Source organism: Roseisolibacter agri, assembly GCF_030159095.1.
GTDB classification, from domain to species: Bacteria; Gemmatimonadota; Gemmatimonadetes; order Gemmatimonadales; family Gemmatimonadaceae; genus Roseisolibacter; species Roseisolibacter agri.
The window spans coordinates 200,057-226,302 of record NZ_BRXS01000007.1; the positions used below are offsets into that span (position 1 = coordinate 200,057).

The 26,246-nt window shown below is 72.9% G+C and carries 22 protein-coding genes; 20 read left to right on the forward strand and 2 right to left on the reverse strand.

What is annotated here, in order from left to right; translation table 11 throughout:
* Positions 1-13 precede the first annotated feature (13 nt).
* From rosag_RS21985 to topA, 9 genes are all read left to right on the forward strand, one after another.
* The gene (locus tag rosag_RS21985; protein ID WP_284352328.1) at positions 14-754 is read left to right on the forward strand and encodes a PilN domain-containing protein; all 741 of its coding nucleotides are present in this window, start codon (positions 14-16) and stop codon (positions 752-754) included.
* A gap of 10 nt (positions 755-764) precedes the next feature.
* A complete protein-coding gene (locus rosag_RS21990) occupies positions 765-1,409 on the forward strand; it encodes a type IV pilus inner membrane component PilO (protein ID WP_284352329.1) in 645 nt (214 codons plus the stop codon).
* A complete protein-coding gene (locus rosag_RS21995) occupies positions 1,406-2,071 on the forward strand; it encodes a hypothetical protein (protein ID WP_284352330.1) in 666 nt (221 codons plus the stop codon). Before rosag_RS21990 ends, rosag_RS21995 begins: the two co-directional genes overlap by 4 nt.
* Entirely contained in the window at positions 2,068-4,197 is a 2,130-nt protein-coding gene (locus rosag_RS22000) for a type IV pilus secretin family protein (RefSeq protein ID WP_284352331.1), read from the forward strand. Before rosag_RS21995 ends, rosag_RS22000 begins: the two co-directional genes overlap by 4 nt.
* Before the next feature lie 19 nt (positions 4,198-4,216).
* Positions 4,217-6,730: a hypothetical protein gene (locus tag rosag_RS22005; RefSeq protein WP_284352332.1), complete on the forward strand. Its 2,514-nt coding sequence runs from the start codon at positions 4,217-4,219 to the stop codon at positions 6,728-6,730.
* Between the two features lie 181 nt (positions 6,731-6,911).
* The gene (gene aroC, locus rosag_RS22010) at positions 6,912-8,153 is read left to right on the forward strand and encodes a chorismate synthase (RefSeq protein ID WP_284352333.1); all 1,242 of its coding nucleotides are present in this window, start codon (positions 6,912-6,914) and stop codon (positions 8,151-8,153) included.
* Entirely contained in the window at positions 8,150-8,680 is a 531-nt protein-coding gene (locus rosag_RS22015) for a shikimate kinase (RefSeq protein ID WP_284352334.1), read from the forward strand. Before aroC ends, rosag_RS22015 begins: the two co-directional genes overlap by 4 nt.
* Positions 8,677-9,195, forward strand: coding sequence for a hypothetical protein (locus tag rosag_RS22020; RefSeq protein WP_284352335.1), 519 nt, complete (start codon positions 8,677-8,679; stop codon positions 9,193-9,195). The genes rosag_RS22015 and rosag_RS22020 overlap by 4 nt, the downstream gene beginning before the upstream one ends.
* A 5-nt stretch (positions 9,196-9,200) precedes the next feature.
* Positions 9,201-11,660, forward strand: a complete 2,460-nt coding sequence (gene topA, locus rosag_RS22025; RefSeq protein ID WP_284352336.1) for a type I DNA topoisomerase — start codon at positions 9,201-9,203, stop codon at positions 11,658-11,660.
* 91 nt (positions 11,661-11,751) lie between these two features.
* Here the strand turns inward: topA and rosag_RS22030 are convergent, their stop codons facing one another.
* Positions 11,752-12,132, reverse strand: coding sequence for a LysM peptidoglycan-binding domain-containing protein (locus rosag_RS22030; RefSeq protein WP_284352337.1), 381 nt, complete (start codon positions 12,130-12,132; stop codon positions 11,752-11,754).
* Positions 12,133-12,418: 286 nt separating this feature from the next.
* Here rosag_RS22030 and rosag_RS22035 point away from each other — a divergent pair, with 286 nt between their 5' ends.
* From rosag_RS22035 to rosag_RS22065, 7 genes are all read left to right on the forward strand, one after another.
* Positions 12,419-13,828 (forward strand): efflux RND transporter periplasmic adaptor subunit, encoded by a 1,410-nt coding sequence (locus rosag_RS22035; protein WP_284352338.1) that lies wholly within the window; start codon positions 12,419-12,421, stop codon positions 13,826-13,828.
* 8 nt (positions 13,829-13,836) lie between these two features.
* A complete protein-coding gene (locus tag rosag_RS22040; RefSeq protein ID WP_284352339.1) occupies positions 13,837-15,300 on the forward strand; it encodes an ABC transporter permease in 1,464 nt (487 codons plus the stop codon).
* Positions 15,297-16,829, forward strand: a complete 1,533-nt coding sequence (locus rosag_RS22045; protein ID WP_284352340.1) for a TolC family protein — start codon at positions 15,297-15,299, stop codon at positions 16,827-16,829. The genes rosag_RS22040 and rosag_RS22045 overlap by 4 nt, the downstream gene beginning before the upstream one ends.
* A 71-nt stretch (positions 16,830-16,900) precedes the next feature.
* The gene (gene trmFO, locus rosag_RS22050) at positions 16,901-18,313 is read left to right on the forward strand and encodes a methylenetetrahydrofolate--tRNA-(uracil(54)-C(5))-methyltransferase (FADH(2)-oxidizing) TrmFO (protein WP_284352341.1); all 1,413 of its coding nucleotides are present in this window, start codon (positions 16,901-16,903) and stop codon (positions 18,311-18,313) included.
* The gene (locus rosag_RS22055; protein ID WP_284352342.1) at positions 18,310-19,263 is read left to right on the forward strand and encodes a tyrosine recombinase XerC; all 954 of its coding nucleotides are present in this window, start codon (positions 18,310-18,312) and stop codon (positions 19,261-19,263) included. Before trmFO ends, rosag_RS22055 begins: the two co-directional genes overlap by 4 nt.
* 66 nt (positions 19,264-19,329) lie before the next feature.
* Entirely contained in the window at positions 19,330-19,863 is a 534-nt protein-coding gene (locus rosag_RS22060) for a hypothetical protein (RefSeq protein ID WP_284352343.1), read from the forward strand.
* Between the two features lie 212 nt (positions 19,864-20,075).
* The gene (locus rosag_RS22065) at positions 20,076-21,542 is read left to right on the forward strand and encodes an FAD-dependent monooxygenase (protein ID WP_284352344.1); all 1,467 of its coding nucleotides are present in this window, start codon (positions 20,076-20,078) and stop codon (positions 21,540-21,542) included.
* Here rosag_RS22065 and rosag_RS22070 read toward each other — a convergent pair.
* Positions 21,539-22,432 carry a hypothetical protein gene (locus rosag_RS22070; protein WP_284352345.1) on the reverse strand — a complete coding sequence of 298 codons (894 nt, stop codon included), beginning with the start codon at positions 22,430-22,432 and terminating at the stop codon, positions 21,539-21,541. The genes rosag_RS22065 and rosag_RS22070 overlap by 4 nt on opposite strands.
* 262 nt (positions 22,433-22,694) lie before the next feature.
* Here rosag_RS22070 and argF point away from each other — a divergent pair, with 262 nt between their 5' ends.
* The 4 genes from argF to gcvT all read left to right on the forward strand — a co-directional run bounded on the left by argF (position 22,695) and on the right by gcvT (position 26,243).
* A complete protein-coding gene (gene argF, locus rosag_RS22075) occupies positions 22,695-23,618 on the forward strand; it encodes an ornithine carbamoyltransferase (RefSeq protein ID WP_284352346.1) in 924 nt (307 codons plus the stop codon).
* 58 nt (positions 23,619-23,676) lie between these two features.
* On the forward strand, positions 23,677-24,159 hold the full coding sequence (locus rosag_RS22080; RefSeq protein WP_284352347.1) for a peroxiredoxin: 483 nt from the start codon (positions 23,677-23,679) through the stop codon (positions 24,157-24,159).
* Positions 24,160-24,337: 178 nt separating this feature from the next.
* Complete coding sequence (locus rosag_RS22085) at positions 24,338-24,952, forward strand: pyridoxamine 5'-phosphate oxidase family protein (protein ID WP_284352348.1); 615 nt, start codon at positions 24,338-24,340, stop codon at positions 24,950-24,952.
* A gap of 178 nt (positions 24,953-25,130) precedes the next feature.
* Positions 25,131-26,243 carry a glycine cleavage system aminomethyltransferase GcvT gene (gene gcvT / locus rosag_RS22090; RefSeq protein WP_284352349.1) on the forward strand — a complete coding sequence of 371 codons (1,113 nt, stop codon included), beginning with the start codon at positions 25,131-25,133 and terminating at the stop codon, positions 26,241-26,243.
* Positions 26,244-26,246 lie beyond the last annotated feature (3 nt).

The following is a 26,246-nucleotide window of genomic DNA, read 5'->3' on the forward strand; positions in this document are numbered from 1 at the left end:
CCGGAGCCGCCCGATGATCATCGAGGTCAACCTCCTCCCCGGCCGCCAGGCCGCGCGCCGCGGCACGAGCCCCACGGTCGGGGCGCTCGTCGAGCGCGCGAAGCTCGCCGTCCGCGACCGCTACCTCGCCGCCGCCGTCGTCATGCTCGTCGGCAGCGCCGGCGGCATCGGCGGCGCGCACGTCCTCCAGCTGCGCGACGCCGAGCAGCTCGCGGAGCGCGAGACCGCCGCCGTCGGCGACTCGACGCGCTTCCACAGCGTGATCAAGGACCGCAAGCAGGCGCTGGCCGAGCGGGACTCGGTGGAGAAGCAGCTCGCGATCATCGCGGCCATCGACAGCAACCGCTACGTCTGGGCGCACGTGCTCGATGAGGTGAGCCAGAGCCTCCCCGCCTACACCTGGCTCACCAACGTCAAGCAGACGAGCGGCGCGCCGCGCCCCGCCGCCGCGCGCAAGTCCACCGACACGACCGCGGCGGGCAAGGCCGCCGCCAAGGCCGACTCGATCGCCGCCGACAGCGCCAAGGGCGGCCTGAAGTTCCGCATCGTCGGCCAGACGGTCGACATCCAGGCGCTGACGACGTTCATGCGCGACCTCGAGGCGTCGCCGTTCGTGCAGCGCGTGCAGCTCGCGAAGTCCGAGGCGGTCGTCGTCGACGGCCGCGACGTCACGGAGTTCACGCTCGACGGCGAGTACGAGACGCCGATGCGCGGGCTCGTGCGGACGCGGGCGACCACCGTTCCGCTGCGCTGAGGAGAGCCCCGTGCCGCTGCTCCCGACCGAGAAGAAGGACCAGATCAAGTTCGCCGTGGCGCTGATCGCCGGCGGGCTGGGGGTCTACTACTACCTCTACCCGTACAGCGCGCGCGCGCTGGAGCTCGACGAGCAGCGCGCGCGCGTCGAGCGGCTCGAGGACACGAACGAGCGCGCGATGCGCGAGCTGAAGCGCGGCACCGCGAAGACGCTCCGCGCGCAGGCCGCGCGCTCGCGCGCCACGCTCGGCGTGCTGCGCCAGCTGGTGCCGACCGCGCACGAGGTGCCGGCGGTGCTCGAGGAGGTCTCGACGGCCGCGCGCCGCGCGGGCCTCGAGATCGGCGGCGTGCAGCCCGAGCCGGTGATCGGCGGCGACCAGTTCGACACGCACCGCTACAAGGTGACGGTGGTCGGCAGCTACCACGCGCTGACCTCCTTCATGGCGAACGTCGGCTCGCTGCCTCGCATCGTGGCGCCGGTGACGTTCGCGCTCGCGCCCGCGCAGGCGAAGAACAGCGCGCAGGCCGCGGCGCGCCCCGCCGGCGCTCCCGCCCCCACCGTGCAGCCGCTGATGGCGACGGTGACGCTCCAGACCTACGTGGCGCACACCGCGGCGCCCGGCGGCGCCTCGCGCGCCGGAGAGGTGCTCCCGTGACCCTCAATCCCCAGGCGCGGCGGCTCGCGCTGCTGGGCGTCGCGCTCTCGCTCACGCTCACCTCCGCGGGCTGGCTGTTCTTCGGCGCGCACGCCGAGGAGCCGACGGTGGTGGCGACGCCCGCGAAGGCGGCAGCCGTGAAGGCGACGGCGGCGGCCGCGAAGCCCGCAGCGGCTGCGACGCCGGCTGCGACGCCGGCTGCGACGCCCGCTCCGACCGCCACGAAGTCCGCGAAGGCCGAGCCGGTCGCGAAGGCGACGGCCGCTGCAGCCGCGCCGACGCCGGTGCGCCCCGCCGTGCGCGCGGTCCGCCGCGACACGACGCCCACCACCGCGACCATCGAGCGCGAGGTGTTCGCCTACGGCGGCGGCGCGCGCCGCGATCCCTTCCGCGCGCTGATCTCGACGTCGGTGATCCGCCCGATGCCCAGCGAGCTGCGGCTCGTCGCGGTCGTCTACGATCCGCGCGGCGCCGGCTCGGTGGCCATCCTGCGCGACTCCACGACCAGGAAGCAGCATCGCGTCCGCCCCGGCCAGCTGCTCGGCCGCATGCGCGTGGCGCAGATCCGCCAGAAGCACGTCGTGTTCACGATCGAGGAGCTCGGCTTCAGCCGCCAGGAGATCCTGGGGCTTCAGGACTCTACCGCTACGAGGCTGCCATGAGGGGCGTCGGCTCCCTGCTCACCGCCGCGGTCACGGCCGCGACCCCCGCGCTCGCGTCCGTCCCTGCGACGACCGTTCGCGCGCCCATCACCCTGGTCGCGATCACGAACCCGATCGCGCGCCACACGCCCGCCCTCGATGCGCGCGCCGCCGTCACCGGCGTCAGCGTCGTCGCCGGCGACAACGCCGCGGCCGCGGTCCTCATCCGCATCGACCGCGAGGTCACGGTGCAGGACTTCGTGCTCGACGGGCCGCGCCGCGTGGTGCTCGACCTGAACGGCGCGACGCTCGCCGTCGCCGGCGGGGCGCGCTACGACGGCGCGTCGCGCGGTGGCGTGAAGAACGTGCGCCTCGCGCAGTTCAAGGCCGGCGTCGTCCGCGTCGTCGTGGAGCTCGACGGCCCCCGCACCTACCGCGTCGAGCGCGTCGACGGCGCGGTCCGCCTGGTGGTGCAGGGCGAGAGCGGCGCCGCCTTCGCCCCCTGGCAGGCCGGCCGCCCGACCGACTCCTACGTCGCCGCGGCTCCCGCCGCGCCGAGCGAGCCGGCCCCGCGCCGCGAGACGCCCGCGCCGGCGGTGACCGTGCCCGCGACGGCCGCTCCCGCGCCGCAGCAGCGCGAGGCCGAGCGTGTGGCCGAGCGCGAGACGCGCGCGCAGAAGGAGCAGCGCGAGGCCGTCGCCCGCGACGGCGCGCGCCTTACGGTGACCTACCAGGACGCCGACATCCGCGACGTCGTCGCCGCGTTCGCCGCGTTCTCCGGCCGCACGATCATCGTCGGCAAGGACGTCGTCGGCAACATCACGGCCGAGATCAAGGACCAGCCGTGGGACGTCGCGCTCCGCGCGCTCCTGCGCTCGCAGGGCCTCGCGCTCAGCGAGGACGGCAAGAACGGCATCATCACGGTCGACAGCTACAAGAACCTGGCGAGCAACCGCGCGACCGAGCCGGTGGCGACCCAGATCATCGACATCAACTACGCCAAGGCCGACTCGCTGGTCCCGCTGATCCAGACGCTGCTCTCGCGCGAGTGCGCGCCGGGCGACGTCGCCGCCGCGGCGGCCGCCCAGCAGGCGAAGAACCCGGGGCAGGCCACGTCGATGTCGAGCAACCAGGGCGACCAGAAGGGCGTCCCGATGGGCTGCGTGGTCCGCGGCGCCGTCACCGCCGACCGCTCGACGAACAAGCTGCTGATCAGCGACGTCCCGTCCAACATCCCCGAGATCGTCGCCCGCGTCCGCGAGCTGGACGTGCGCACGCCGCAGGTCGCGATCAAGGCGAAGATCCTCTTCGTCAACCGCACGGGCCTCGAGGACATCGGCGTCTCGTACGACCTCGGCACGGGCACGCAGCAGTTCTTCCAGCAGCTCGTGCAGCGCATCGATCCCTCGACGCGCAAGCCGATGGACACCAACGGCGACGGCGTCCCCGACGCGATGGGCGGCGGCGACCCGTTCCCCGGCGACCGCATCGCCCTCGGCGGCAACGCGCTGTCGGCGCTCGCCAACGCCAACACGGCGCTGCAGCCCTCCGCGCTCAACCTGATCTACTCGGCCACGCTCGGCCGCTTCCAGCTGACGTCGTTCGTCAACGCGCTGCAGCAGAGCGAGCTCGCCGACGTGCAGTCGGAGCCGAGCATCGTCACGCTGAACAACCGCCCGGCGGAGATCTTCGTCGGTCAGCAGGTGCCGATCCGCGTGATCGACGCCAGCTCCGGCGCGGCGTTCGGCGGCGGGCAGCCGCGCGCGACGGTCCGCCTCGAGGAGGCCGGCATCCGCCTCAGCGTGGTCCCGCAGGTCACGAACAACCGCCGCATCGTCCTCGACGTGAGCGCCGAGAACTCGGACGCGCAGCTGTCGACCACCGACGTGGGCGTCGTCTTCAACCGCCAGCGCGCGGAGAACCGCGTGCTCGTCGGCGACGGCGAGACGGCGGCGATCGGCGGCCTCACGGTCACCAAGACCTTCACGGTCAAGACGGGCATCCCGTTCCTCGTCGACCTGCCGTTCGTCGGCCGCCTCTTCGGCCAGACGCGCAGCGAGGAGCGCAAGCAGGACCTGCTGATCCTGGTCACGCCGTACATCCTGGACGAGGGCGAGCCCGCCCCGATCCCGGCTCCGCGCCGCTGACCCGGGGAGATCCGAGCATATGGCGACGATCCACTTCCCGACGCGCGTCCTCCGCACGGTCGGCGCGCTTGCCCTGGGCGGCGCGCTGGGGGCCTGCGGCGACGCGTCCTCCTCGGCCATCACCGGCGGGGCCGAGAGCGACCGCACGCCGCCCGCGGTCGCGCTCGCGCCGGCGACCGCCGGCAGCGGCAACGACTCCACCATCGCGGTGCAGATCACCGCGCGCGACAATCTGGGCCTCAAGCGCGTGCGCGTCGTCGCGACGCAGCGCCTGCCGATCGGCAAGGACACCACCATCGTCGGCCTCGACACGGCGTTCACGAGCGCCGTGACCGACTTCACGCAGGCGGTGCGCTTCCGCGTCCCCGCGGGCACGCCGGCGGGCACGCAGATCACCGTCACCGGCGGCGCCTCGGACGGCGCCGGCAACGCGGCGGCCGAGACGTCGGTGCGCGTGGCGACCGGCAACCTCGAGCCGCCGAAGGTCCGCCTCACGGCGCCGCAGCCCGGATCGCTGTTCGTCATCGGCAAGTCGGGCGTGCTCTCGTTCAGCGCGTCGGCGCGCCTCAAGGTGCGCGCGGTCGGCTACACCGCGACGGGCCCCGGCTTCACCGCCGGCGACTCGACCTTCTTCCGCGAGCCGCTGCGTGACTCGGTGTCGATCCTCGACACGCTCGTCGTGCCGGCCACCGCGCAGACGGGCGTCCTCACGGTCACGCCGTTCGTCATCGACTCGCTCGGCCAGCGCGCGACCGGCGTGCCGACGTCGTTCGCCGTGCAGCCGATCACCGCGGTCAACAGCACGCCGGTCGTCACGTCGGGCGTCACGCGCCGCGTCGAGACGCAGGACACGGTGCGCGTCTCCGCCAGCGACCCGACGGGCATCCGCGTCCTCGGCTTCGAGATCGTGGACACGGTGCAGAAGCGCGTCCTGCTCGCCGACTCCACCGTGCTCTCCGGCCAGCTGACGGTGGCCGAGGCGACCTTCCGCTTCCGGCTCCCGTCGCTGACGCTGCCGGCGCCGGTCTACGTGCGCGCCTTCGCGACCAACATGGCGCAGCGCCGCGCCTACACGCGCATGGCCTCGGGCGCCGACCGCGTCGACTCGGTGCTCGTGGTGTCGGGCGCCACGCGCGACCTGCCGAACGGCGGCCTGCTCGCCGACGGCGTGTACATGAACCGCTACGACCGCCTCTACCTGACCAACATCGATCGCAACCAGGTCGAGGTGTTCAGCCTCTCGCGGCAGGCGTTCGAGCAGCCGATCGTCGTCGGCTCGCGGCCGTGGGGCATCGTCGGCTGGCCGCGCCGCCGCGCGGGCGTCCAGGGCGACACGCTCCTCGTCGCGAACTCGGGCGGCACGAACATCAGCTACGTCCAGGTGGGCGCGGACGGCGGCGGCACGGAGGTCTACCGCTACCCGCTGCCGAACATCATCGCCTACTCGGTCACCAGCGAGCTCTCGGCCACGACGGGCGAGATCATGCGGACCCGCAAGGTCTACGACTTCAGCGACCGCCCGCAGTTCCTCGCCGCCACGTGCGAGACGTTCAGCACCAACGGCGACAGCTGCGGCGACGTGAAGCTGGTCTACTCGACCACGCCCACGCCCGGCCAGACGACGCCGTTCCCGAACAAGGGCACGATCCGCTGGGAGAACCTGACGCGCTGCACGTCACACTTCTTCTTCGAGCAGGCGATGGGCACGGCGGCGCGCCGCGCCGACACCCTCGAGGTCGAGCGCTTCGCCGCCCACCCCTCGTACCGGCTGCCGAGCACCTGCGAGCAGCCGCCCGAGATGGTGACGCTGGTGCCGTTCATCCAGACGCTCACGGGGCTCGACGGCTCGCGCCGCCTCTACAGCATCGAGGTCGAGGTCGAGAAGCTCGCCTTCCGCGACACCACCTTCGTCCGCAACTCGGGCAACTTCGCCCGCGCGATCCTCGGTGAGGGCGGCTCGGTGCGCGGCAGCCGCGCGATCGGCTTCGAGGCGGATCCGGGGCTGCAGGAGGACATCCAGATCGCCGGCCGGACCTGGCTCTTCGAGACGCCGGTCATCGACCGCGGCATCTCGCGCCCGCGCGACGTGTCGGACTACATCGCCAACGCCTTCTCGTCGGTGCGGGGCGTCGCCATCAACTTCGACGGCGCGCTCTCGGCGATCCGCGGCGACTCCACCTACATCATCGACCAGCAGCTGCGGCTGCAGGGGCTGATGCAGACGACGGGCGGCCCGAACGCGGGCTTCGACTTCCATCCGCTGAACGCCGGCTCCGGCGCCTTCACGCCGGACATCGGGCGCCGCCTGGCCTTCTCGGCCTCCATGACGCCGCAGATCGAGGTCTTCGACAGCTACTGCTACCAGAAGCTGGGCACGATCGAGATCCGCGACCCGATCATCGGGCCGATCAAGGCCTCGCTCCGCCCGAACGGCCAGATCGTCCTCGTCGGCGCCTCGGCGCGCGGCGTGGTGGTGGTCCCGCTGGAGCGCGAGTTCAACTCCGGCTGCACCCCGTCCTTCTCGCGCCGATAGGTCGCGGACCGCCCGGTCCCGCGCCCCGCGCACCCGACGGCGCCGGCCCTCCAGGGGGCCGGCGCCGTCGCCGTTCCGCCGCCTGCCAGTCCACCACGGTCCAGCCCGCTGCGGGGTGGCGCCGGCCGCGACACTGTTACTTTGCTTCGCTCGCCCCCGCCGGACCCCTCCCTCCCGTCGCATGTCCGCCCTCCGCTTCACCACCGCCGGCGAATCGCACGGCCCCGCCCTCGTCGCCGTCCTCGAAGGCATGCCCGCGGGCCTGCCCCTCCTGGCCGAGCACGTGGACGCGGACCTGGCGCGGCGGCAGCAGGGGTACGGGCGTGGCCGCCGCATGCAGATCGAGACCGATCGGGTCGAGTTCCTGGGCGGCGTGCGGGCGGGGGAGACGCTGGGCGGCCCGATCTCGATGCTCGTCCGCAACGCGGACTGGAAGAACTGGGTCGACGTGATGGACCCGGCGCCGCGCGAGAGCGACCCGGATCTACGCCGCCGCGCGCTGACCCGCGTCCGCCCCGGCCACGCCGACCTGACGGGCGTCCTCAAGTACGAGCGCGCCGACGCCCGCGACATCCTGGAGCGCGCCTCCGCCCGCGAGACGACGATGCGCGTCGCCGTCGGCGCCGTCTGCCGGCGCCTGCTGGCGGAGCTCGGCGTCCGGATCGGCAGCCACGTCGTCCACCTGGGCGGCATCGACTGCGAGCCGTTCGAGCTGCCCGCCGACCTCAATGCCGCCTCGGACGCCTCGCCGGTCCGCGTCCTCGACTCGGCGGCCGAGCAGGCGATGATCGCCCGCATCGACGAGGCGAAGCGGGCGGGGAACACGCTCGGCGGCATCGTCGAGGTGGTCGCGACCGGGCTGCCGGTCGGGCTGGGCTCGCACGTCAGCTGGGACCGCAAGCTCGACGGCCGCCTCGGCCAGGCGATGCTCTCGATCCCGGCGGTGAAGGGCGTCGAGATCGGGCTGGGCTTCGAGGCCGCGCGGCGCAGCGGGGCCGACGTGCACGACGAGATCGCGCTGGCGCCGGGGCGGGAGCGGGCGGGGAACGTCCGCCGGCTCACCAACCGGGCGGGCGGGCTCGAGGGCGGCATGACGAACGGCGAGCCGCTGCTCGTCCGCGTCGCCATGAAGCCGATCGCCACGCTCATGCGCCCGCTCCAGACGATCGACGTGAAGTCGGCCGCCCCGGCCGCCGCGGCGGCCGAGCGGAGCGACGTGACCGCCGTGCCGGCGATGGGGGTGATCGCGGAGGCGATGGCGGCCTTCGTCCTCGCGCAGGCGGTGCTCGAGAAGTTCGGCGGCGACTCGCTGGCCGAGCTGACGCGCAACGTCGACGGCTACCTGGCGCAGGTCCGCGCCCGCCTCCCCGAGGACGCCCCCGACGCGGCCGGCGCCCCCGCCGCCTCCGACCCGGGCGCGTGAGCGCCCGCCACGTGATCCTCGTGGGGCTGCCGGGCGCCGGGAAGAGCACGGTCGGCCCGCTGGTCGCCGCGGCCCTCGGTCGCCCCTTCCTCGACTTCGACGTCGAGCTGGCGCGGCGGATCGGGGCGTCGGTGCCCGAGCAGTTCGCCCGCGACGGCGAGGCGGCGTTCCGGGAGCGGGAGGCGGTGCTGTCGCGCGAGCTCGCCGCAGCGCCGGCGATGGTCCTCGCGCCCGGCGGCGGCTGGCTGGCGAACTCGGCCGCCTCGGCACCTTTGCGGCCGGCGGGGCGTATCATCTACCTGCGGACCACGCCGGCGGCCGCGCTCGCCAGGCTGGGTGCGGCGGTCGCCGACCGGCCGCTGCTGGCCGACGCGGACGATCCGCTGGCGGCGCTGGCCGCGCTGCTGGCGCGCCGGTCGGCGGCCTACGAGACGGCCGACCTCACGGTGGACACCGACGGGCTCGACCCGGCCGGCGTCGCCGACCGGGTGGCGGCGCTGGTCCGGGCGGCGGAGGGAGGAGCATGACGGCGGATCGCGACGACCCGTCGCCCGAGGGGCTCGCCCCTGAGGGCCTGGACGCGCTGCTGCAGGAGCTGCGGGAGCGCTTCGACGGCTCGGCGGACCTCCGGGCGGTCCGGGTGTATCTGGCGGCGCGGGGGTACGACGCGCGTCGGATCGATACGGTGGTGTCCGCCTTCGCGGGCGATCCTGGAAACGGGGGGCCCGCGCCGGCCGCACGACCGGCGGGCGCGGCCGATCCGGCTATCGGGGCGGCGAGCGCCGCAGAATCGGCGGACGCCGTCCCGCCGGCTCCGCCCGCGCTCCGCATCCCCGCGGCCCACGAGCGGGCGCGCTTCTCCAGCGAGGCGTGGGGCCACCTGATCCAACGCAGGGCGGCGGCCGGCTGGTCGGTCGCCGAGCTCGAACACGTGATCGAGCGGGCGCTCGTTCAAATAGATGGACGCATCGCGGTCGACGACCTCCGCGCGCTGATCGACGGCGCGTTCGGCGGATCGGCCGAGTCCTCGACGGTACACTAGGGACCATGGCGACCAAGAAGACAGCGACGAAGAAGACGACGGCCAAGAAGGCGACCGCCGCCGGCGGCGCGCGGACCACGCGCGCCCGGGCGGCCGCCTTCGATCCGGCCGCGGACGAGGAGCCGACGCCTCCGGGCACGACCTCCCTCGTCATCGTCGAGTCGCCGGCGAAGGCGAAGACGATCGGCAAGTACCTCGGCCGCGGCTACAAGGTGCGCGCGACCGTGGGCCACATCATGGACCTGCCCGAGAAGAAGCTGGGCGTCGACGTGGACCACGGCTTCGACGTGCAGCTGGAGCCGATCGCGGGCAAGGAGAAGACGATCGCGGAGCTGAAGAGCGCCGCGAAGGACGCGAAGGAGATCTTCGTCGCGACCGACCCTGACCGCGAGGGCGAGGCGATCGCCGCGCACGTCGCGGACCTCATCACGCCCAAGCGCGGCCCCAAGCCGACCATCCGGCGCGTCCTCTTCCACGAGATCACGAAGGAAGGGATCGCGCGGGCGATGGAGCAGCCGGGCGACATCGACTCGGGCAAGGTCGACGCACAGCAGGCGCGCCGCGTCCTCGATCGCCTGGTGGGCTACAAGGCCAGCCCGGTGCTCTGGAAGACGGTGAAGAAGGGGCTCTCCGCCGGCCGCGTGCAGACGGTGGCGCTGCGCCTGATCGTCGAGCGCGAGCGCGAGATCCGCGCGTTCCTGCCGGTCGAGTACTGGTCGGTCACCGCGCAGCTGGAGAAGGGGACGCAGCCCTTCACCGCGAAGCTCCACCACGTCGATGGGAAGAAGCCCGAGATCTCGAACGCCGCGCAGGCGGACGCGATCCTCGCGGACCTCGCGGGGCGCGACATCTTCCCGGTCACCGACGTGAAGCGGCGCGAGCGTCGCAAGAACCCGCAGGCGCCGTTCACGACCTCCACGCTGCAGCAGGAGGGCGCGAAGAAGCTGGGCTTCGGCTCCAAGCGCACGATGCGCCTCGCGCAGGACCTGTACGAGGGCATCGACCTCGGCCCCGAGGGCGCGGTCGGCCTCATCACGTACATGCGTACCGACTCGACGCGCGTGGCGGAGAGCGCGGCGACGGCGGCGCGCGAGCACCTGCGCACGCTCTTCGGCGAGGACTACCTCGCGCCGGGGCTGCAGCTGTACGGCAGCACGAAGCAGACGAACGCGCAGGACGCGCACGAGGGCATCCGCCCCACCGATCCGACGCGCCGTCCGGAGCTGGTGCGCAAGTACCTCTCGGCCGACCAGCTGAAGCTCTACGAGCTGGTGTGGAAGCGCTTCATGGCGTCGCAGATGGCGCCCGCGGTGTTCGATACCACCACCGTCGACTTCGAGCTGAAGCCCACGTCGGGTGCGGCCTACGCGTCGGGCGTGTCGTCGTACGCGTTCCGCGCCACGGGCAGCGTCGTGAAGTTCCAGGGCTTCCTCGCGCTCTACCGCGAGGCGCGCGAGGAGGGCGACTCGGTCGCGCTCGAGGACGAGCAGGCGCTGCCGATGCTGGAGCTGGGGGAGCGCGTGCCGGTGAAGGAGATCGTGCCGCAGCAGCACTTCACGCAGCCGCCGCCGCGGTTCTCCGAGGCGTCGCTGGTGAAGGAGCTGGAGCGCCTCGGCATCGGCCGCCCGTCGACGTACGCGTCGATCATCTCGGTGCTCGCCGACCGCCGCTACGTGCTGCTCGAGCAGCGCCGCTTCTTCCCGACCGCGCTCGGCGAGACGGTCGAGAAGGTGATGGTGAAGAAGTTCCCGGCCATCTTCGACGTGCAGTTCACGTCGACCATGGAAGGGGAGCTCGATCGCGTCGAGGGCGGCACGGTCGACTGGCGCACCGCGCTGCAGGAGTTCTGGGGCCCGTTCTCCGAGGAGCTGCACGACCGCGACCTCGACCTGCTGATCGCCGAGGCGCACGACCTCTCCGCGCTGGAGACGGAGCGGTGCAAGGAGTGCGGCGGGAAGCTGGTGCCGAAGGCGGGCTTCTTCGGCCCGTTCGTCGCGTGCGAGAACCACCCGAAGAACTGCAAGTACACGCGGCCGATCACGGGCGAGCGCAAGCCGCCGGTGGTGACCGAGTACCTGTGCCCCGAGTGCGGCGCGCCGATGTACCTGCGCCAGGGCAAGAGCGGCGATTTCCTGGGCTGCAGCCGCTTCCCGAAGTGCCGCGGCACGCGCGCGCTGCCGACGGGCGTGAAGTGCCCGAAGGACGGCGGCGACATCTCGCAGCGCAAGTCGAAGGCGCGCGGCAAGATCTTCTACGGCTGCGAGAACTATCCCAACTGCGACTTCGTCGTCTGGGACAAGCCGGTGAAGGACGTCTGCCCCGAGTGCGGCTACGAGGGCGCGGAGGCGAAGCAGAACAAGACGCGCGGCAGCTACCGCAAGTGCCTGAAGTGCGGCAACGAGTGGGACGTCGCCGATCCGACCGAGTCGGCGGAGCAGGGCGCCGAGGAGCCGGTGGCGGTCTGACTGCGCGCGGCTTGGCGACGGAGGGAGAATGCACGCGGGGGCGCCGACCGGCTGGTCGGCGCCCCCGCGTCGCATCCGGCCCCGCCGCGGCTCAGGGAAGCTGCAGCTCCTGGCCCGGGTGGATCATGTCCGGGTTCGGGATCGCGTCGCGATTGGCCGCGTGGATCTTCTTCCACTGCGACGCGTCGCCGTAGACGTCCTTGGCGATCTTGGAGAGCGTGTCACCCGCCTTCACGGTGTAGGTGCGGCCGGCGGTCGCCTCGCCGCTGCGCGTGGCCTGGTCGGCGAAGCCGCTGTTGACCTGGAGGCTGACCTGCGCGTCGGAGGCGACCGCGCGGATCGCCTGCTGCGCCTTGTCGCGGTCGGCCTCGGTGCCCACGGTGCCCCGGACCTCGGAGCCGCTCACCTGCAGCCCGTAGACGTTGACGCCCTGGCGCTGGAGCGCCGCGGCGATGTCGGATTGGGTGGTCATCTGCCCTCCGGTGATGGATCGTGCGCGCCTGCCGCGCGGGGTGCATCGGATGGCCGGCGCGGACGGGCCGCGCACGGGACCGCGCGCATGTGCAAGGGATGGTCCCGGCGGACGGCGGCCGGGTTCGCCGGACGACGAAACCCTTTGCGCCACGGGGCGTGTCGAAGCGTCGCCTCGCCGGTACGATGCGCTCTTCCGCGGGGCCGCAACGAAGTGCATAGTAGCAGCCGCTTGGGGCCGCGCCGCCGCGGTCTCGCTCCCCGTTCGTCGCTTCCCCCCGCCGCACATGCGCCTTCCCCGTTCGCGCCCCGTCCTCGCCGCCGGTGCCGCCGCCGTCGTCGCCATCGCGGGCCTCGTCGCCTGGCGCACCCTCGGCGCCGCGAAGCCCGAGACCGATCCCCTCGTCGTCCAGGTGAAGGAGGGCGACTTCAAGGTCACCGTCACTACCACGGGCGAGCTGCGCGCCGTGAAGTCGGTGCAGGTGCAGGGGCCGCCCAACCTCCCGCAGGCGCAGATCTACCAGCCGATCAAGATCGCGACGCTGGTCCCCGAGGGGACGGTGGTGAAGGCGGGCGACATGGTCGCGGAGCTCGATCGCGGCGCCGCCGCCGGCAAGTTGAACGAGGTGCAGCTCAACGTGCAGAAGGCGGAGGCGCAGTACACGCAGGCGCAGCTCGACTCGACGCTCAACCTCTCCAAGGCGCGCGAGGAGCTGCGCACGCTGGAGTTCGCGCTCGAGGAGAAGCGCATCGCCAAGGAGCAGGCGCAGTACGAGGCGCCCTCGGTGCGCCGGCAGGCGGAGATCGACCTGCAGAAGGCCGACCGCGCCCTCGCGCAGGCGAAGCGCGACTACGCGACCAAGACGCAGCAGGCGATCGCGAAGATGCGCGAGGTCGGCGCGGACCTCGACCGCCACAAGAACACGCTCAAGATCATCCAGGACGTCGTGGGCGCCTTCACGATCAAGGCGCCGGCGCCGGGCATGGTGATCTACGCCAAGGAGTGGAACGGCCGGAAGAAGGTCGTCGGCTCGCAGGTCTCGCCGTGGGAGCCCACGGTGGCGACGCTCCCCGACCTGACGCAGATGGAGTCGATCACCTACGTCAACGAGATCGACGTGCGGAAGCTCGCGGTCGGCCAGGAGGTGAAGCTCTCGCTCGACTCCGATCCGTCCAAGGTGCTCACGGGGAAGGTCACCGCGGTCGCCAACGTCGGCGAGCAGCGCCCGAACACGGACGCCAAGGTGTTCGAGGTGAAGGTGCAGGTGATGCAGTCGGACACGACGCTGCGCCCCGGCATGACGACGTCGAACGCCGTGCAGACGGCGGTCGTGAAGAAGGCGCGCTTCATCCCGCTCGAGGCGGTGCAGGCCGACAGCGGCCGCACCTTCGTCTTCCGCCGCCGCGGCGGCTCGGTCGTGCGGCAGGAGATCGAGACGGGCCTGATGAACGACAACGAGGTGATCGTCGCCCGCGGCCTGGAGCCGCGCGACGAGGTGCTCCTCGCCGCGCCCGCCGACGCCGCGACGCTGCAGACGGTCACGCTCCCCGGCCGGCCGAAGCAGTCCGCGCCCGCGAAGCCCTCCGACAGCGCGCAGAAGGCGCCGGTGCCCGTGGTGCCGCCCACGGCCGCGCCGACGCCGGCGCCCGCCGCTGCCCCAGTCGCCAAGGCGACCGCCGCTTCCACGTCGCGCTGAGCGGTACCGTGGGAGTCGTCACCACACCCCAGGGGGCGACGTACGCGCCGCCCGCGGGCGGCACGGGCGCGCCCGGCGCCGACGCGCGCCCGCCGCACGGCAGCGACCGCGCCGCCACGCTCCGCCTCATCGCCTTCGGCCTGCGCGCCGCCATCGAGGCGGTCGGCCACAACACCCTCCGCGCCGCCCTCACCTCGCTCGGCATCCTCTTCGGCGTCGCGTCGGTCATCGCGATGCTGGCCATCGGCAAGGGCGCCGAGCAGGAGATCCTGGCGCAGATGAAGCTCCTGGGCTCCAACAACGTGATCGTCACGCCGCTGGTGGAGCAGAAGGAGGAGAAGGCCGGCGAGAAGGACGAGAAGGAGAGCAAGCGCTACACGCCCGGCCTCACCGCGCTCGACGCGCAGAGCATCCGCGACGTCGTGCCGCAGGTGCGCTCGGTCAGCACGGAGCTGTCGCTGCAGACCAACGCCACGCGCGAGGGGCAGCGCCGCTCGGTGAAGCTCGTGGGCGTCGACAGCGCGTACTTCAGCGCCTTCAACCTCGAGATGGCGGAGGGTGGCCGCTTCGCGCCGATGCACCTCGAGCGCGGCATGCCGGTCGCCGTCATCGGCAGCGGGCTGCGCGCGCGCTTCTTCACCAAGGAGCCGCCCATCGGCCGCCGCATCAAGGTCGGCGAGACGTGGCTCACGGTCGTCGGCGTGCTCGCGCCGCGCCCGGTCTCCGAGCAGACCGCGCAGCGCCTCGGCATCCGCGATGCGAACATGGACGTCTACGTCCCGCTGTCGACCGCGCTGCTGCGCTACCGCAACCGCGCGCAGATCACCAACCGCGACGTCGAGCGCGCGGCGCAGGAGTTCAACAACGACGACGAGGCGACCAAGAACGAGGACGCCACCGCGCGCGCCGAGCGGCTGAACCAGAACCAGCTCGACCGCCTGGTCGTGCAGGTGGCCGACGCGCGCTACGTCTCGCAGGTCGCGGAGGTCGTGCAGCGGCTGATGGCGCGCCGGCACAACGGCGTCGTCGACTTCGAGGTCAACGTCCCCGAGATGCTCCTCAAGCAGGAGCAGCGCACGAAGACGATCTTCAACGTCGTCCTCGGCGCCATCGCGTCGATCTCGCTGATCGTCGGCGGCATCGGGATCATGAACATCATGCTCGCCTCGGTGCTGGAGCGCATCCGCGAGATCGGCGTGCGGCGCGCGCTCGGCGCCAGCCAGCGCGACGTGCTCGCGCAGTTCCTCGCCGAGGCCGTGCTCATCAGCCTCGCGGGCGGCATGGCGGGCATCCTGCTCGGCGTCGGGCTCAGCGTCGGCATCGAGCGCTTCGCCAAGATCGCCACGATCGTCTCCCCACTCTCGGTGTTCGTCGCCTTCGGCGTGTCGCTGACGGTGGGGCTCGTGTTCGGCATCGTCCCCGCGTGGCGCGCCGCCCGCCAGGATCCCGTCGTCTGCCTGCGCTACGAATGATGGACGCCTTCCGCACCCTCCGCCGGCCGGCCGCGCGCGCCGTCTCCGCGCTCCTGCTGGCCGCGCCGCTCTCCGCGCAGGCGCCCGCCGCTCCGATGCCCACGCAGGCCCCTGCACGTGAGCCGGTCGGTCCCACGATCACGCTCGAGGAGACCGTCGACCGGGCGCTCGGCAACGGGCCGAGCGCGCGCGCGGCCCGCAGCGCCCGCGACGCGGCACGCTGGCGCGAGCGCGGATTCTCGGCCGGCCTGATGCCGCGCCTGTCGTTCGCCGGCACGCTGCCCAGCTACCGCCGCGCGATCACGCCGATCGTGCAGCCGGATGGCACCATCCGCTATCTCAGCCAGCGGCTCACGCAGTCGAGCGCGGAGCTGCGGCTGGAGCAGCCGATCGCGTTCACGGGCGGCAACGTGTTCGTGTCGTCCGCGCTAGAGCGCGCCGACATCACGGGCAACGCCTCCGGCTCGCGGCTCTGGCAGTCGACGCCGTTCACCATCGGGATCGAGCAGTCGCTCTTCCGGCCGAACAACATCGCCTGGAACTCGCGCGAGCAGGACCTGCAGCTGACGGTCGCCGAGCGCGCGTACGTCGAGGCGCGCGAGGACGCGTCGGCCGCCGCGGTGACCGCGTTCTTCGACCTGTACGCGGCGCAGATGAACCTCGCCAACGCCGAGACGAATGCCGCCGTCAACGACTCGCTCTTCCTGCTGTCCAAGGGGCGCTTCGAGGTCGGCCGCATCGGCGAGAACGACCTGCTGCAGAGCGAGCTCGCGCTGCTGCGCGCCCGCGCGTCGGCCGACGAGGCGCGTCTCGCGCGCGACCGCGCGCGCTCGGCGCTCAACCTGCTGATCGGCGCGCCCGCCGACGCGCCCGTCGCCGTCGCGCCGCCGGCCGGTGCGCCCGCGCTGGTCGCGCCAGACCCGGACCGCGCGGTCGCCGAGGCCAAGCGCAACTCGGCGCGCCCGGTGGAGCTGGAGCTGCAGGAGGTGCGCGCCGAGCGCGCGCTGCGTACCGCGCGCCTCGAGAACGGCTTCGGGATGACGGTGCGCGCGAGCTACGGCTACAACCAGACCGCGCCGATCTTCAACGGCGCCTACCAGTCGCTGCTGAACCAGCAGACGGCGAACGTCGGCGTCGAGATGCCGCTCGTGCAATGGCGGGCGGGCAAGGCGGCGGTGGAGGCGGCGCGCGCGGAGCAGGACCGCGTCGAGACGCAGACGCGGCTCGCCCGCGCCAACCAGGAGCAGGACGCGCGCTTCTCCGCGCTGCAGGTCGCCCAGGCGGCGCGGCAGCTGGCGCTCGCGGCGAAGGCGGACACCGTCGGCGAGAAGCGGTTCGACATCGCCAAGAACCGCTACATCATCGGCCGCATCGCCATCTCGGACCTGTTCATCGCGCAGAGCGAGAAGGACGCCGCGCGCACGGCGTCGATCCAGGCACTGCGGCAGTACTGGCTCGCGTACTACCGGCTGCGCCGGCTGACCCTGTTCGACTTCGCCACCAACGCGCCGCTGCGCCCGGACGCCTGAGCCGCCGCCGATCCGTGGGCGCGATCACCGGCCGGCCGCGACCCCCGCGGCCGGCCGGTGTATCTTCCGGCATGTCCTCCCGTTCCGAATCGCAGTCGCTCCACCAGGAGCTCCACGTCGTCGGCGGCGGCCTCGCCGGCTCCGAGGCCGCCTGGCAGCTGGCGCAGCGCGGCCACCGCGTCGTGCTCCACGAGATGCGCCCGTCGCGCCCCACGCCCGCCCACAAGACCGACCGCCTGGGCGAGCTGGTGTGCTCCAACACCTTCAAGAGCACCGAGCCGACGAACGCGCACGGGCTCCTGAAGGCCGAGATGCGCCTCCTGGGGTCGCTGATCCTGTGGGCGGCGGACCAGGCGCGCGTCCCCGGCGGCAGCGCGCTCACGGTCGATCGCGACGTCTTCTCGTCGGCCATCCACGACGCGCTGCACGCGCACCCGAACGTGCGGGTCGAGCGCGGCGAGGTGTCCGAGGTGCCGTCGCCGGGCATCGTCGCCACGGGCCCGCTCACGTCGGACGCGCTGGCGGAGTCGATCCGCGCCCGCCTGGGCATCGAGTCGCTCGCGTTCTACGACGCGATCGCGCCCGTGCTGTCGATCGAGTCGATCGATCCGGAGCTCGCGTTCCGCGCGTCGCGGTGGGGCAAGGAGACGATGGATGGGGCGGGGGAGGAGGGTGCGTACCTCAACTGCCCGATGTCGCGCGAGGAGTACGAGGCGTTTCTCGACGCGCTGACGACGGCCGACCAGGCGAGCGCGCACGACTTCGACAAGGTGCCGTACTTCGAGGGGTGCATGCCCGTCGAGGAGATGGCGCGGCGTGGCCGCGAATCGCTGCGCTTCGGGCCGATGAAGCCGATCGGGCTGCGCGATCCGCGCACGGGCAAGCGGCCCTGGGCCGTCGTGCAGCTGCGCATGGAGGACCGCGCGGGCCGCATGTGGAACATGGTCGGCTTCCAGACGCGGCTCCGCTTCCCCGAGCAGCAGCGCGTCTTCCGCATGATCCCGGGGCTCGCGAACGCGGAGTTCCTGCGCTTCGGCTCGATCCACCGCAACTCGTACGTCAACTCGCCGGGCGCGCTGCTGCCGCACCTCGCGCTGAAGGACGCGCCGACCACGCTGTTCGCGGGCCAGCTCACGGGCGTCGAGGGCTACACGGAGAGCACGGCGACGGGGATGCTCGCGGCCATCAACCTCGGGCGCCTGCTGCGCGGCGAGGAGCCGGTGCTGCCCCCGACGACGACGATGCTGGGCGCGCTCTACCGCTACCTGCGCGAGGCGGACCCGCGCCACTTCCAGCCGATGAACGCGAACTTCGGGCTGGTGGACGAGCTGCCGACGCCGGTGAAGGACAAGGTCGTGAAACGCGAGCAGTTCGCGCAGCGCGCGCTGGCCGACTTCGCGGCGTGGCGCGACGCGCACGTCGGCGACGGGCCGGTCGCGCTGCCGGACGGCGTGCCCGCCTCCGAAGCGAGCGCGGTGGCGTGAGCGACGCGCAGGAGCAGGCCGCGGAGCGGGCGCCGCTGCCGCCGGAGGTCGACGACTTCCTGCGGCACCTCGAGAAGGAGCGCGACGTCTCGCCGCACACGCGGAAGGCGTACGAGCGCGACCTCCGCGAGCTCACGGCGTACCTCCAGCGCCAGCTCGGCGAGCGCTTCGCGTGGGATGCGGTCGACCGCCTGCTGATGCGCGGCTACCTCGGCCACCTCACGCGGCGCGGGCTCGCCAAGCGGTCGGTGGCGCGCGCGCTGTCGTCGGCGCGCAGCTTCTTCCGCTTCATGCACCGTGAGGAGCTGGTCGAGGCCAATCCCGCACGCGCGGTGGGCAGCCCGAAGCTCGACCGGCGGCTGCCCGGCTACCTCGATCGCGCGGGCGCCGAGCGGCTGTTCGCGCTCGCGGAGACGCGCGCGCTGTCGATGCGCTTCACCGACGTGCGCAACCTCGCGATGGTGGAGCTGCTCTACTCCGCGGGGCTGCGCGTGAGCGAGCTGCAGGGGATCAACGCGTCCGACCTCGACCTGCTGTCGCAGCAGGTGAAGGTGCGCGGCAAGGGGCGCAAGGAGCGCATCGTCCCGGTGGGCGACCACGCGCTGCGCGCGCTGCGCAACTACGAGGCGAAGCGCGACGACCTGCAGCGGCGCCTGGGTGGGAAGGTGGAGCGCGGCGCCTTCTTCCTGAGCGAGCGCGGGAAGCGCCTCAGCGTGCGCGGCGTGCAGGAGGCGGTGGTGGGGCTGCTGCGCGCGATCGACGAGGAGCGCGGGCTCTCCACGCACTCGATGCGGCACACCTTCGCGACGCACATGGTGGACGGCGGCGCGGACCTCCGCGCGGTGCAGGAGCTCCTGGGACACGCGTCGATCTCGACCACGCAGATCTACACGCACACGAGCGTCGATCGGCTGCGGCAGGTCTACCGGAAGGCGCACCCGCGCGCCTGATCCCGGGGTACGGCCGGGTCTGGCGGGCGCGACCGCGCGCGCCTGGATCTTGCACTGCCTCCCGGCATGACCCTCGAAACGGTTCCCCTGGTGCTCGGCGCGGTCGTGGGCCTGGTGGGTCTCGGACTCGTCGCCGACGGTTGGCTCCCCGATTCCGCCCCGCGCGTGGCGGAGCGTCGCCGGCGCGCCCGCGCCGAGCGCGACTGCACGGGTGAGATCCTCATCGGGCTCGGGCTGCTGGCGCTCGCCGCCTCGCTCGCGGGTGGCGACGTCTGGCGCTGGGGCACGGTCGCGGTGCTCTCGGGCGTCGCGCTCCTGGCGGCGGGCGGGTTCCGCAACCGGCACTACCTGATCGAGCGGCTGCTCAACCGCGGCAAGTCGCGCCGCGGGCGCCGCCGCGAGCGCCGCGTCGAGCTGGCGGCCGAGCGGCCGGTGCCGCTGGTCGTCGCCTCCGAGGTGGACCGCCGCGGCCACGACCGCCGCGAGGACTTCGGCTACGAGCGCCGGCCGCGCACCGCGGGCCCGCTGGTGGCCGCGCACGCGGCGCCGGGCGCCAGCTTCGCCGACCGGCCGGTCCTGCGCCGCGCGTCGGCGGACTGACGGCACGAGGGCCACGATGCACGAAGGGCCGGGCGATCATCGCCCGGCCCTTTTGCGTTTCCGGCGGCATGCCGCGCAGCGTTCCCCGCCACACCCAAGTTCTAGCCGACCCGGGGGCTTGCGGCAAGGCCAGGGGCAGGCCGTAGCGTCGCGGCCGTGATCGGAGCCTCCGATCGACGACGGAACCTGCGGATACGGGGCGCGACATGGGCATGACGGGACACCCGGTGGTGATCGCCGGGGGCGGGCCGACGGGGCTGACGCTGGCGGCCGAGCTGGCGCTGGGAGGCGTCGACGTCGCGATCGTCGAGCGGCGGGCGAGCCAGGCGCTCGACGGGTCGCGCGCGGGCGGCCTGCATGCGCGCACGATCGAGGTGTTCGACATGCGCGGCGTCGCCGACCGGTTCCTGTCGCAGGGGCAGACCGCGCAGATCGTGCGGCTGCACATGATCCCGCTCGACATGAGCGACTTCCCGACGCGGCATCCGTACGGCCTTGCGCTCTGGCAGGCGCACATCGAGCGCATCCTCGCGGATTGGGTCGCGGAGCTCGGCGTGCCGATGCTGCGCGAGCGCGAGGTGACGGGCTTCACGCAGGACGACGATGGCGTGGACGTCGCGCTGTCCGACGGGAGCGCGTTGCGCGCGGCGTATCTCGTCGGCTGCGACGGCGGGCGCAGCGTGGTGCGCAAGACGGCGGGGATCGAGTTCGCCGGGTGGGACGCGACGGTGAGCTGGCTGCTCGCCGAGGTCGCGTGGACCGAGGAGCCCGCGTGGGGCTTCCGCGAGGACGCGACCGGCATCCACGCCATCGGTAAGGGGGACGGCAGCCGCGCACGGCTGGTGGTGACCGAGGCGCAGCTACGGTCGGGCGAGCCCGCGCTGCAGGAGCTGCGCGACGCGCTCGTCGGCGTCTACGGCACCGACTTCGGCGTGCACGGCCCCGTGTGGCTCTCGCGCTTCACCGACATGACCCGCCAGGCCGTCGCCTACCGCGACCGTCGCGTGCTGCTCGCGGGGGACGCCGCGCACGTGCATCCGCCCATCGGCGGGCAGGGGCTCAACATCGGCGTGCAGGACGCGGTGAACCTGGGTTGGAAGCTGGCGCAGGTGGTGAAGGGGGCGTCGCCCGCGAGCCTGCTCGACAGCTATCACGCCGAGCGGCACCCGGTGGCCGGGCGCGTCCTGCAGAACACCATGGCGCAGGTCGCGCTGCGGCGTCAGGACGATCGCACCAGGGCGCTGCGCGATACGCTGTCCGAGCTGCTCGTCCTCGACGAGCCGCGTCGGCGACTGGCCGCGGAGATGTCGGGGCTGGGCGTGCGCTACGAGCTGGGCGAGGGGCATGCGCTGCTCGGGCGTCGCATGCCCGACCTCGACGTCGAGACCGCGGCCGGGCCGACGCGGGTGTTCACGCTGCTGCGCGACGCCCGGCCGCTGCTCCTGAACTTCGGCGTGCCTGGCGCGCTCGACGTCGCGGCGTGGACCGACCGCGTGCGGTGCGTCGACGCGAGCTACGGGGGAGCGTGGGAGCTGCCGGCGGTCGGTGAGGTGCCCGCTCCGGCCGCCGTGCTGGTACGCCCCGACGGCCACGTCGCGTGGGTCGGCGATGCGAGCCAGGTGGGGCTCGCCGAGGCGCTCACCACCTGGTTCGGTCCACCGAAGGCAGCGCAGGGCTAGAGGCGCAGCCCCGCGGTCAGCGGCATCATCCCGCCGAAGCCGCGCAGCCGCGGCTGGTCGGTCAGGAGGTAGCGGAACTCGGTGAACAGGCGCGCCGGGCCGAGGTCGAACTCGAGGCCGGCGCCCGCCGTCAGCCCGACGTCGACGTCGTTGCGCCAGTTCACGTTGGCCTGGTAGTTGGGCGCGCCTGCCGGCGTCGCGCCGGCGACCGTCACCTCGACCTGCGGCGTGCGCGTGCTGAACACGCCCAGGCCGCTCATCAGGTACGGGCGCACCGGCGACGAGCGCGCGAGCGTGTAGGTCCCGCTCACCGCGACGCCGATCATGCGGCTGCGGCCGCGCGTGGTCGGCTGGGAGACATTGATGAGCGGCTGCCCGGCGCAGGCCGCGCACGGGATGATCGGGAGATTGGCGGTCGGGTCCGTCCAGGCGAAGAGCACCTCCGGGCGAACGCCGAGGCCGGAGCGAGCGCGGAAGTCGACGCCGCCCTGGACGAGGTAGCGGTTGTCGTCGCCGCCGAAGCTCCGCACGTCGAAGCCACCGCCGAGCGACAGGCGCGGACGATAGGAGTCGCGCCAGTCGTCGCGGCGACGCCGCTCCGCGAGCGCCTCGCGCAGGCGGCGCTCGCGCTCCGCGCGCTCGCGGGCCACCCGCTCCCGCTGCTCTTCCGCTCGACGCAGCGCCTCGCGCTGCTGCTCGCGCTGGCGGAGCCGGGCGCGGTACTCGCGGTCCTCGCGCTCCTCCCGCTCGCGCTGGAGGCGCTCGCGGCGCGCGCGGTCGGACTCCTCGCGCCGGCGGTCCTGGGCGGTGGCGGCGGTGGCCGTGGCCATCTGCGTGGCCGCAAGCGTGCACGCGACGAGGACGGGGACGCGCAACGACGGGAATCGCATGGGACGCTCCGGGTCGGGGCGAAAGGGGGCCCGCGCGCGACACCCCGCCGCGCGACCGGCGCTCCACACCCGTGTGACAGTGCGATCCCGCCGCTTGGTTTGCCCGCACGGGCGGTGCATCGCCGTGCATGGCGGGGGCGTCGGGTTGCTGCGCCGTTTCGGCCGCCGTTACACTTCCCGCGCGCCGACGGGCCCCTCCGTTCACGCCGCGCGGATCGCGCGCTCCAGCGCTCTTCTGCCGCCCGCCCCAGCGTCCCCTCCGATGGCCGAGCCCACGCACCGCGACTTCCTGGCGATCCCCGACTTCTCCCGCGCGGAGCTGGACGGGATCCTCGCCCTCGCGCACCGGATGAAGAGCGGCGCGTACACCGCCAAGCCGCTCAAGGGGAAGTCGGTGGCGATGATCTTCATGAAGTCCTCGACGCGCACCCGCGTGTCGTTCGAGGTCGGCACGTACCAGCTCGGCGGGCACGCGCTCTTCCTGTCGCCGCGCGACGTGCAGCTCGGGCGCGGGGAGCCGATCGCGGACACCGCGCGCGTGCTGTCGCGCTACGTGGACGGGATCATGATCCGCACGTACGGGCACGCCGAGGTCGAGGAGCTGGCGCGCCACGCGACGGTGCCGGTGATCAACGGGCTCACCGACCTGCTGCACCCCTGCCAGGTGATGGCCGACGTCATGACGATGCAGCAGCACCTCGGCAGCTACGCGGGCAGGAAGGTCGCGTGGATCGGCGACGGCAACAACATGGCGAACTCCTGGATGAACGCGGCGGCGGCGTTCGGGTTCTCGCTCGCGCTGGCGTGTCCCGAGGGCTACGACCCGGATCCGGAGATCCTGGCACGGGCGCGCGCGCAGACCGACGTGACGCTGACGCGCGATCCGCGCGAGGCGGTGCAGGGCGCGCACGTCGTGAACACGGACGTGTGGGCGTCGATGGGGCAGGAGGAGGAGCAGGCGGCGCGCGAGCGTGCGTTCGCCGGGTACGAGGTGCGTCCGGATCTCATGGCTGCCGCGGCGAGCGACGCGATCTTTCTCCACTGCCTGCCCGCGCACCGCGGCGAGGAGGTGTCGGCCGAGGTGCTCGAGGGTCCGCAGAGCCGCGTCTGGGACGAGGCCGAGAATCGCCTGCACGTGCAGAAGGCGATCATGGCCGCGCTCATCGGCGGCGAGCGCCTGGCCTGACCGCGCGAGTCGCGTGCGGCGGGACCGGCGGCATCGCGTCCCGTCCACCACTCCTGCCATGACGACGACGATCGAGGTTCCCGCGGTGGGCGCGCTCGCGCCCGACTTCACCCTGCTCACCGACGCGGGCGCGCCGCTGACGCTCAGCGCGCTGCGCGGCCGCGCGGTGGTCCTCTTCTTCTATCCGAAGGACGACACGGCCAGCTGCACGGTCGAGGCGTGCGAGTTCCGCGACCTGCTGCCGCGCTTCGAGGGGCTGGACGCGGTGGTGCTGGGCGTGAGCCCGGACCCCGTGAAGTCGCACGCGAAGTTCCGCGCGAAGTACCAGCTGACGTATCCGCTGCTGGCCGACGTCGAGCACGCGGTCGCGGAGTCGTACGGCGTGTGGCGGGAGAAGCAGCTGTACGGGCGCCGCTACATGGGCGTCGTGCGGTCGACGTTCGTCATCGACGCGGAGGGGCGGGTCGCACACGTGTTCGAGAACGTGAAGTCGGCCGGCCATGCGGAGCGCGTCGCGGAGGCGGTCGCCGGGCTCGGCTGAGGGTGGCTAGCAGGCACGCTCCCTGCTCGGGTACGGGCGGGCCGCCGCGACCGTGAGGGTCGCGCGCGGCCCGTTCGTGCGCGCAGCACCGTGCGATTCCGCGCGCCGGCGCCCTCGCCCGCCGCGTGGGAGGCCGAGCGCAGCCGTGGCCGATCTTGAGCGAGGGGAGGGGTGGACGATGAGCGACGCGTCGAAGACTGACCGTACGCAGGACAGGAACTGGGACAACGAGGTCCCGCTGGAGAAGAAGCTCGACGACCTGTACGCGCTGGTCGACGGGATCGAGGTCGCGCTGTTCACGACGCGTCGGCCGGACGGCCACCTGGTCACGCGCCCGATGCAGGTGCAGCGTCGGACCGCGGGCACCGACCTGTGGTTCATGACCAACATCGAGTCGCACAAGCTCGAGGAGCTGGTCACCGACCCGCACGTGAACTGCGGGTTCTACAAGGACCGGACGCGCGAGTGGGTGTCGGTGAGCGGCACGGCGCGGGTCACGCAGGACAAGCAGATCATCCACGACCTGTACCAGGCCGACTGGCGGGCGTGGCTCGGCGACGAGGGTGGGGCGCGTGACGGCGGGCCGGACGATCCGCGCATCGCGCTCGTGCTGGTCGAGGCGCACTCGGTGATCTACTCGAAGCAGGACCGTCCGACGCCGATGGTGCTGTTCGAGCTGGCGAAGGGGATCGCGACCGGGCAGCAGCCGAAGGTCGCGGACATGCGGTCGCTGGACGAGTCCGAGCTGCAGCGCGCGGCGAAGGTCGAAGATCCGCGGCCGTCGAGCGCCTGAGCCGGCGCGACGTCCGGACGGATGGGAGCAGCGGGCGGGCGCCGGAGTCGGCGCCCGCCCGCGTCGCGTTGGGGATGCCGCATCGCGGCGGCGCGCGGCGCGTGTCAACGGCTACCACCGCTCCTGCCACTCCGGCATATTGCCGCTCCCGTCCACCCACCGCAGGAACAGGAGCCCAATGGCTGACGTCGTCGCCGAGCAGGCGCTGAAGCGCACCCCGTTGCACGAGCAGCACCGCGCGCTGGGCGCGAAGATCGTCCCGTTCGCGGGCTACGAGATGCCCGTGCAGTACCCGGGCGGGATCACGGCCGAGCACAAGGCGGTGCGCGAGGGGTGCGGGGTGTTCGACGTGAGCCACATGGGCGAGTTCATCGTCACCGGGCCAGACGCGGTCGCGTTCGTGAACCACGTGACGACGAACGACGTCGCCAAGCTGGCCGTCGGGCAGGTGCACTACTCGACGATCCTGAACGAGCGCGGGACGATCGAGGACGACTGCCTCGTCTATCGCATGGCCGACCGGCTGATGCTGGTCGTCAACGCGTCGAACCGGGAGAAGGATCTCGCGCACATCCTCCGGTACAAGGGCGACTTCGACGTGACCGTCGAGGACCGGTCGGACGACTACGCGCTGCTGGCGGTGCAGGGGCCCAAGGCCGAGGAGATCCTGCAGCCGCTAACGGCGACCGACCTGTCGCAGATCGCCTACTACTGGTTCGCGGAGGGCGAGGTCGCGGGCGTGTCGGGGATCATCTCGCGCACCGGGTACACCGGCGAGGACGGCTTCGAGCTGTACGTGCCGGCGGCGGACGCGCCGCGGCTGTGGGACGCGCTGCTCGCGACCGGGCGGATCACGCCCGCAGGGCTGGGCGCGCGCGACACGCTGCGCCTCGAGATGGGGATGGCGCTCTACGGCAACGACATCGACGACACCGTGACGCCGCTCGAGGCCAACCTCGGATGGCTGGTGAAGCTCGCGAAGGGCGACTTCGTCGGGAAGGCGGCGCTGGAGGCGGAGAAGGCGGCGGGGATCCCGCGCCGGCTGGTCGGGTTCACGGTGGCCGAGCGGGCCATCCCGCGTCACGGCTATCCGGTGTTCCACGACGGACAGCCCAGCGGTGCGGTGCGCAGCGGGACGATGAGCCCCACGCTCGGGACCTCGATCGGCACCGCGTACCTGCCGGCGGCCGCGGCGACGCCCGGCACGACGTTCGAGATCGACGTGCGCGGCAAGCGCGTGGCGGCGACCGTGGTGAAGCCGCCGTTCTACAAGGACGCGTCGCACAAGTGAGCC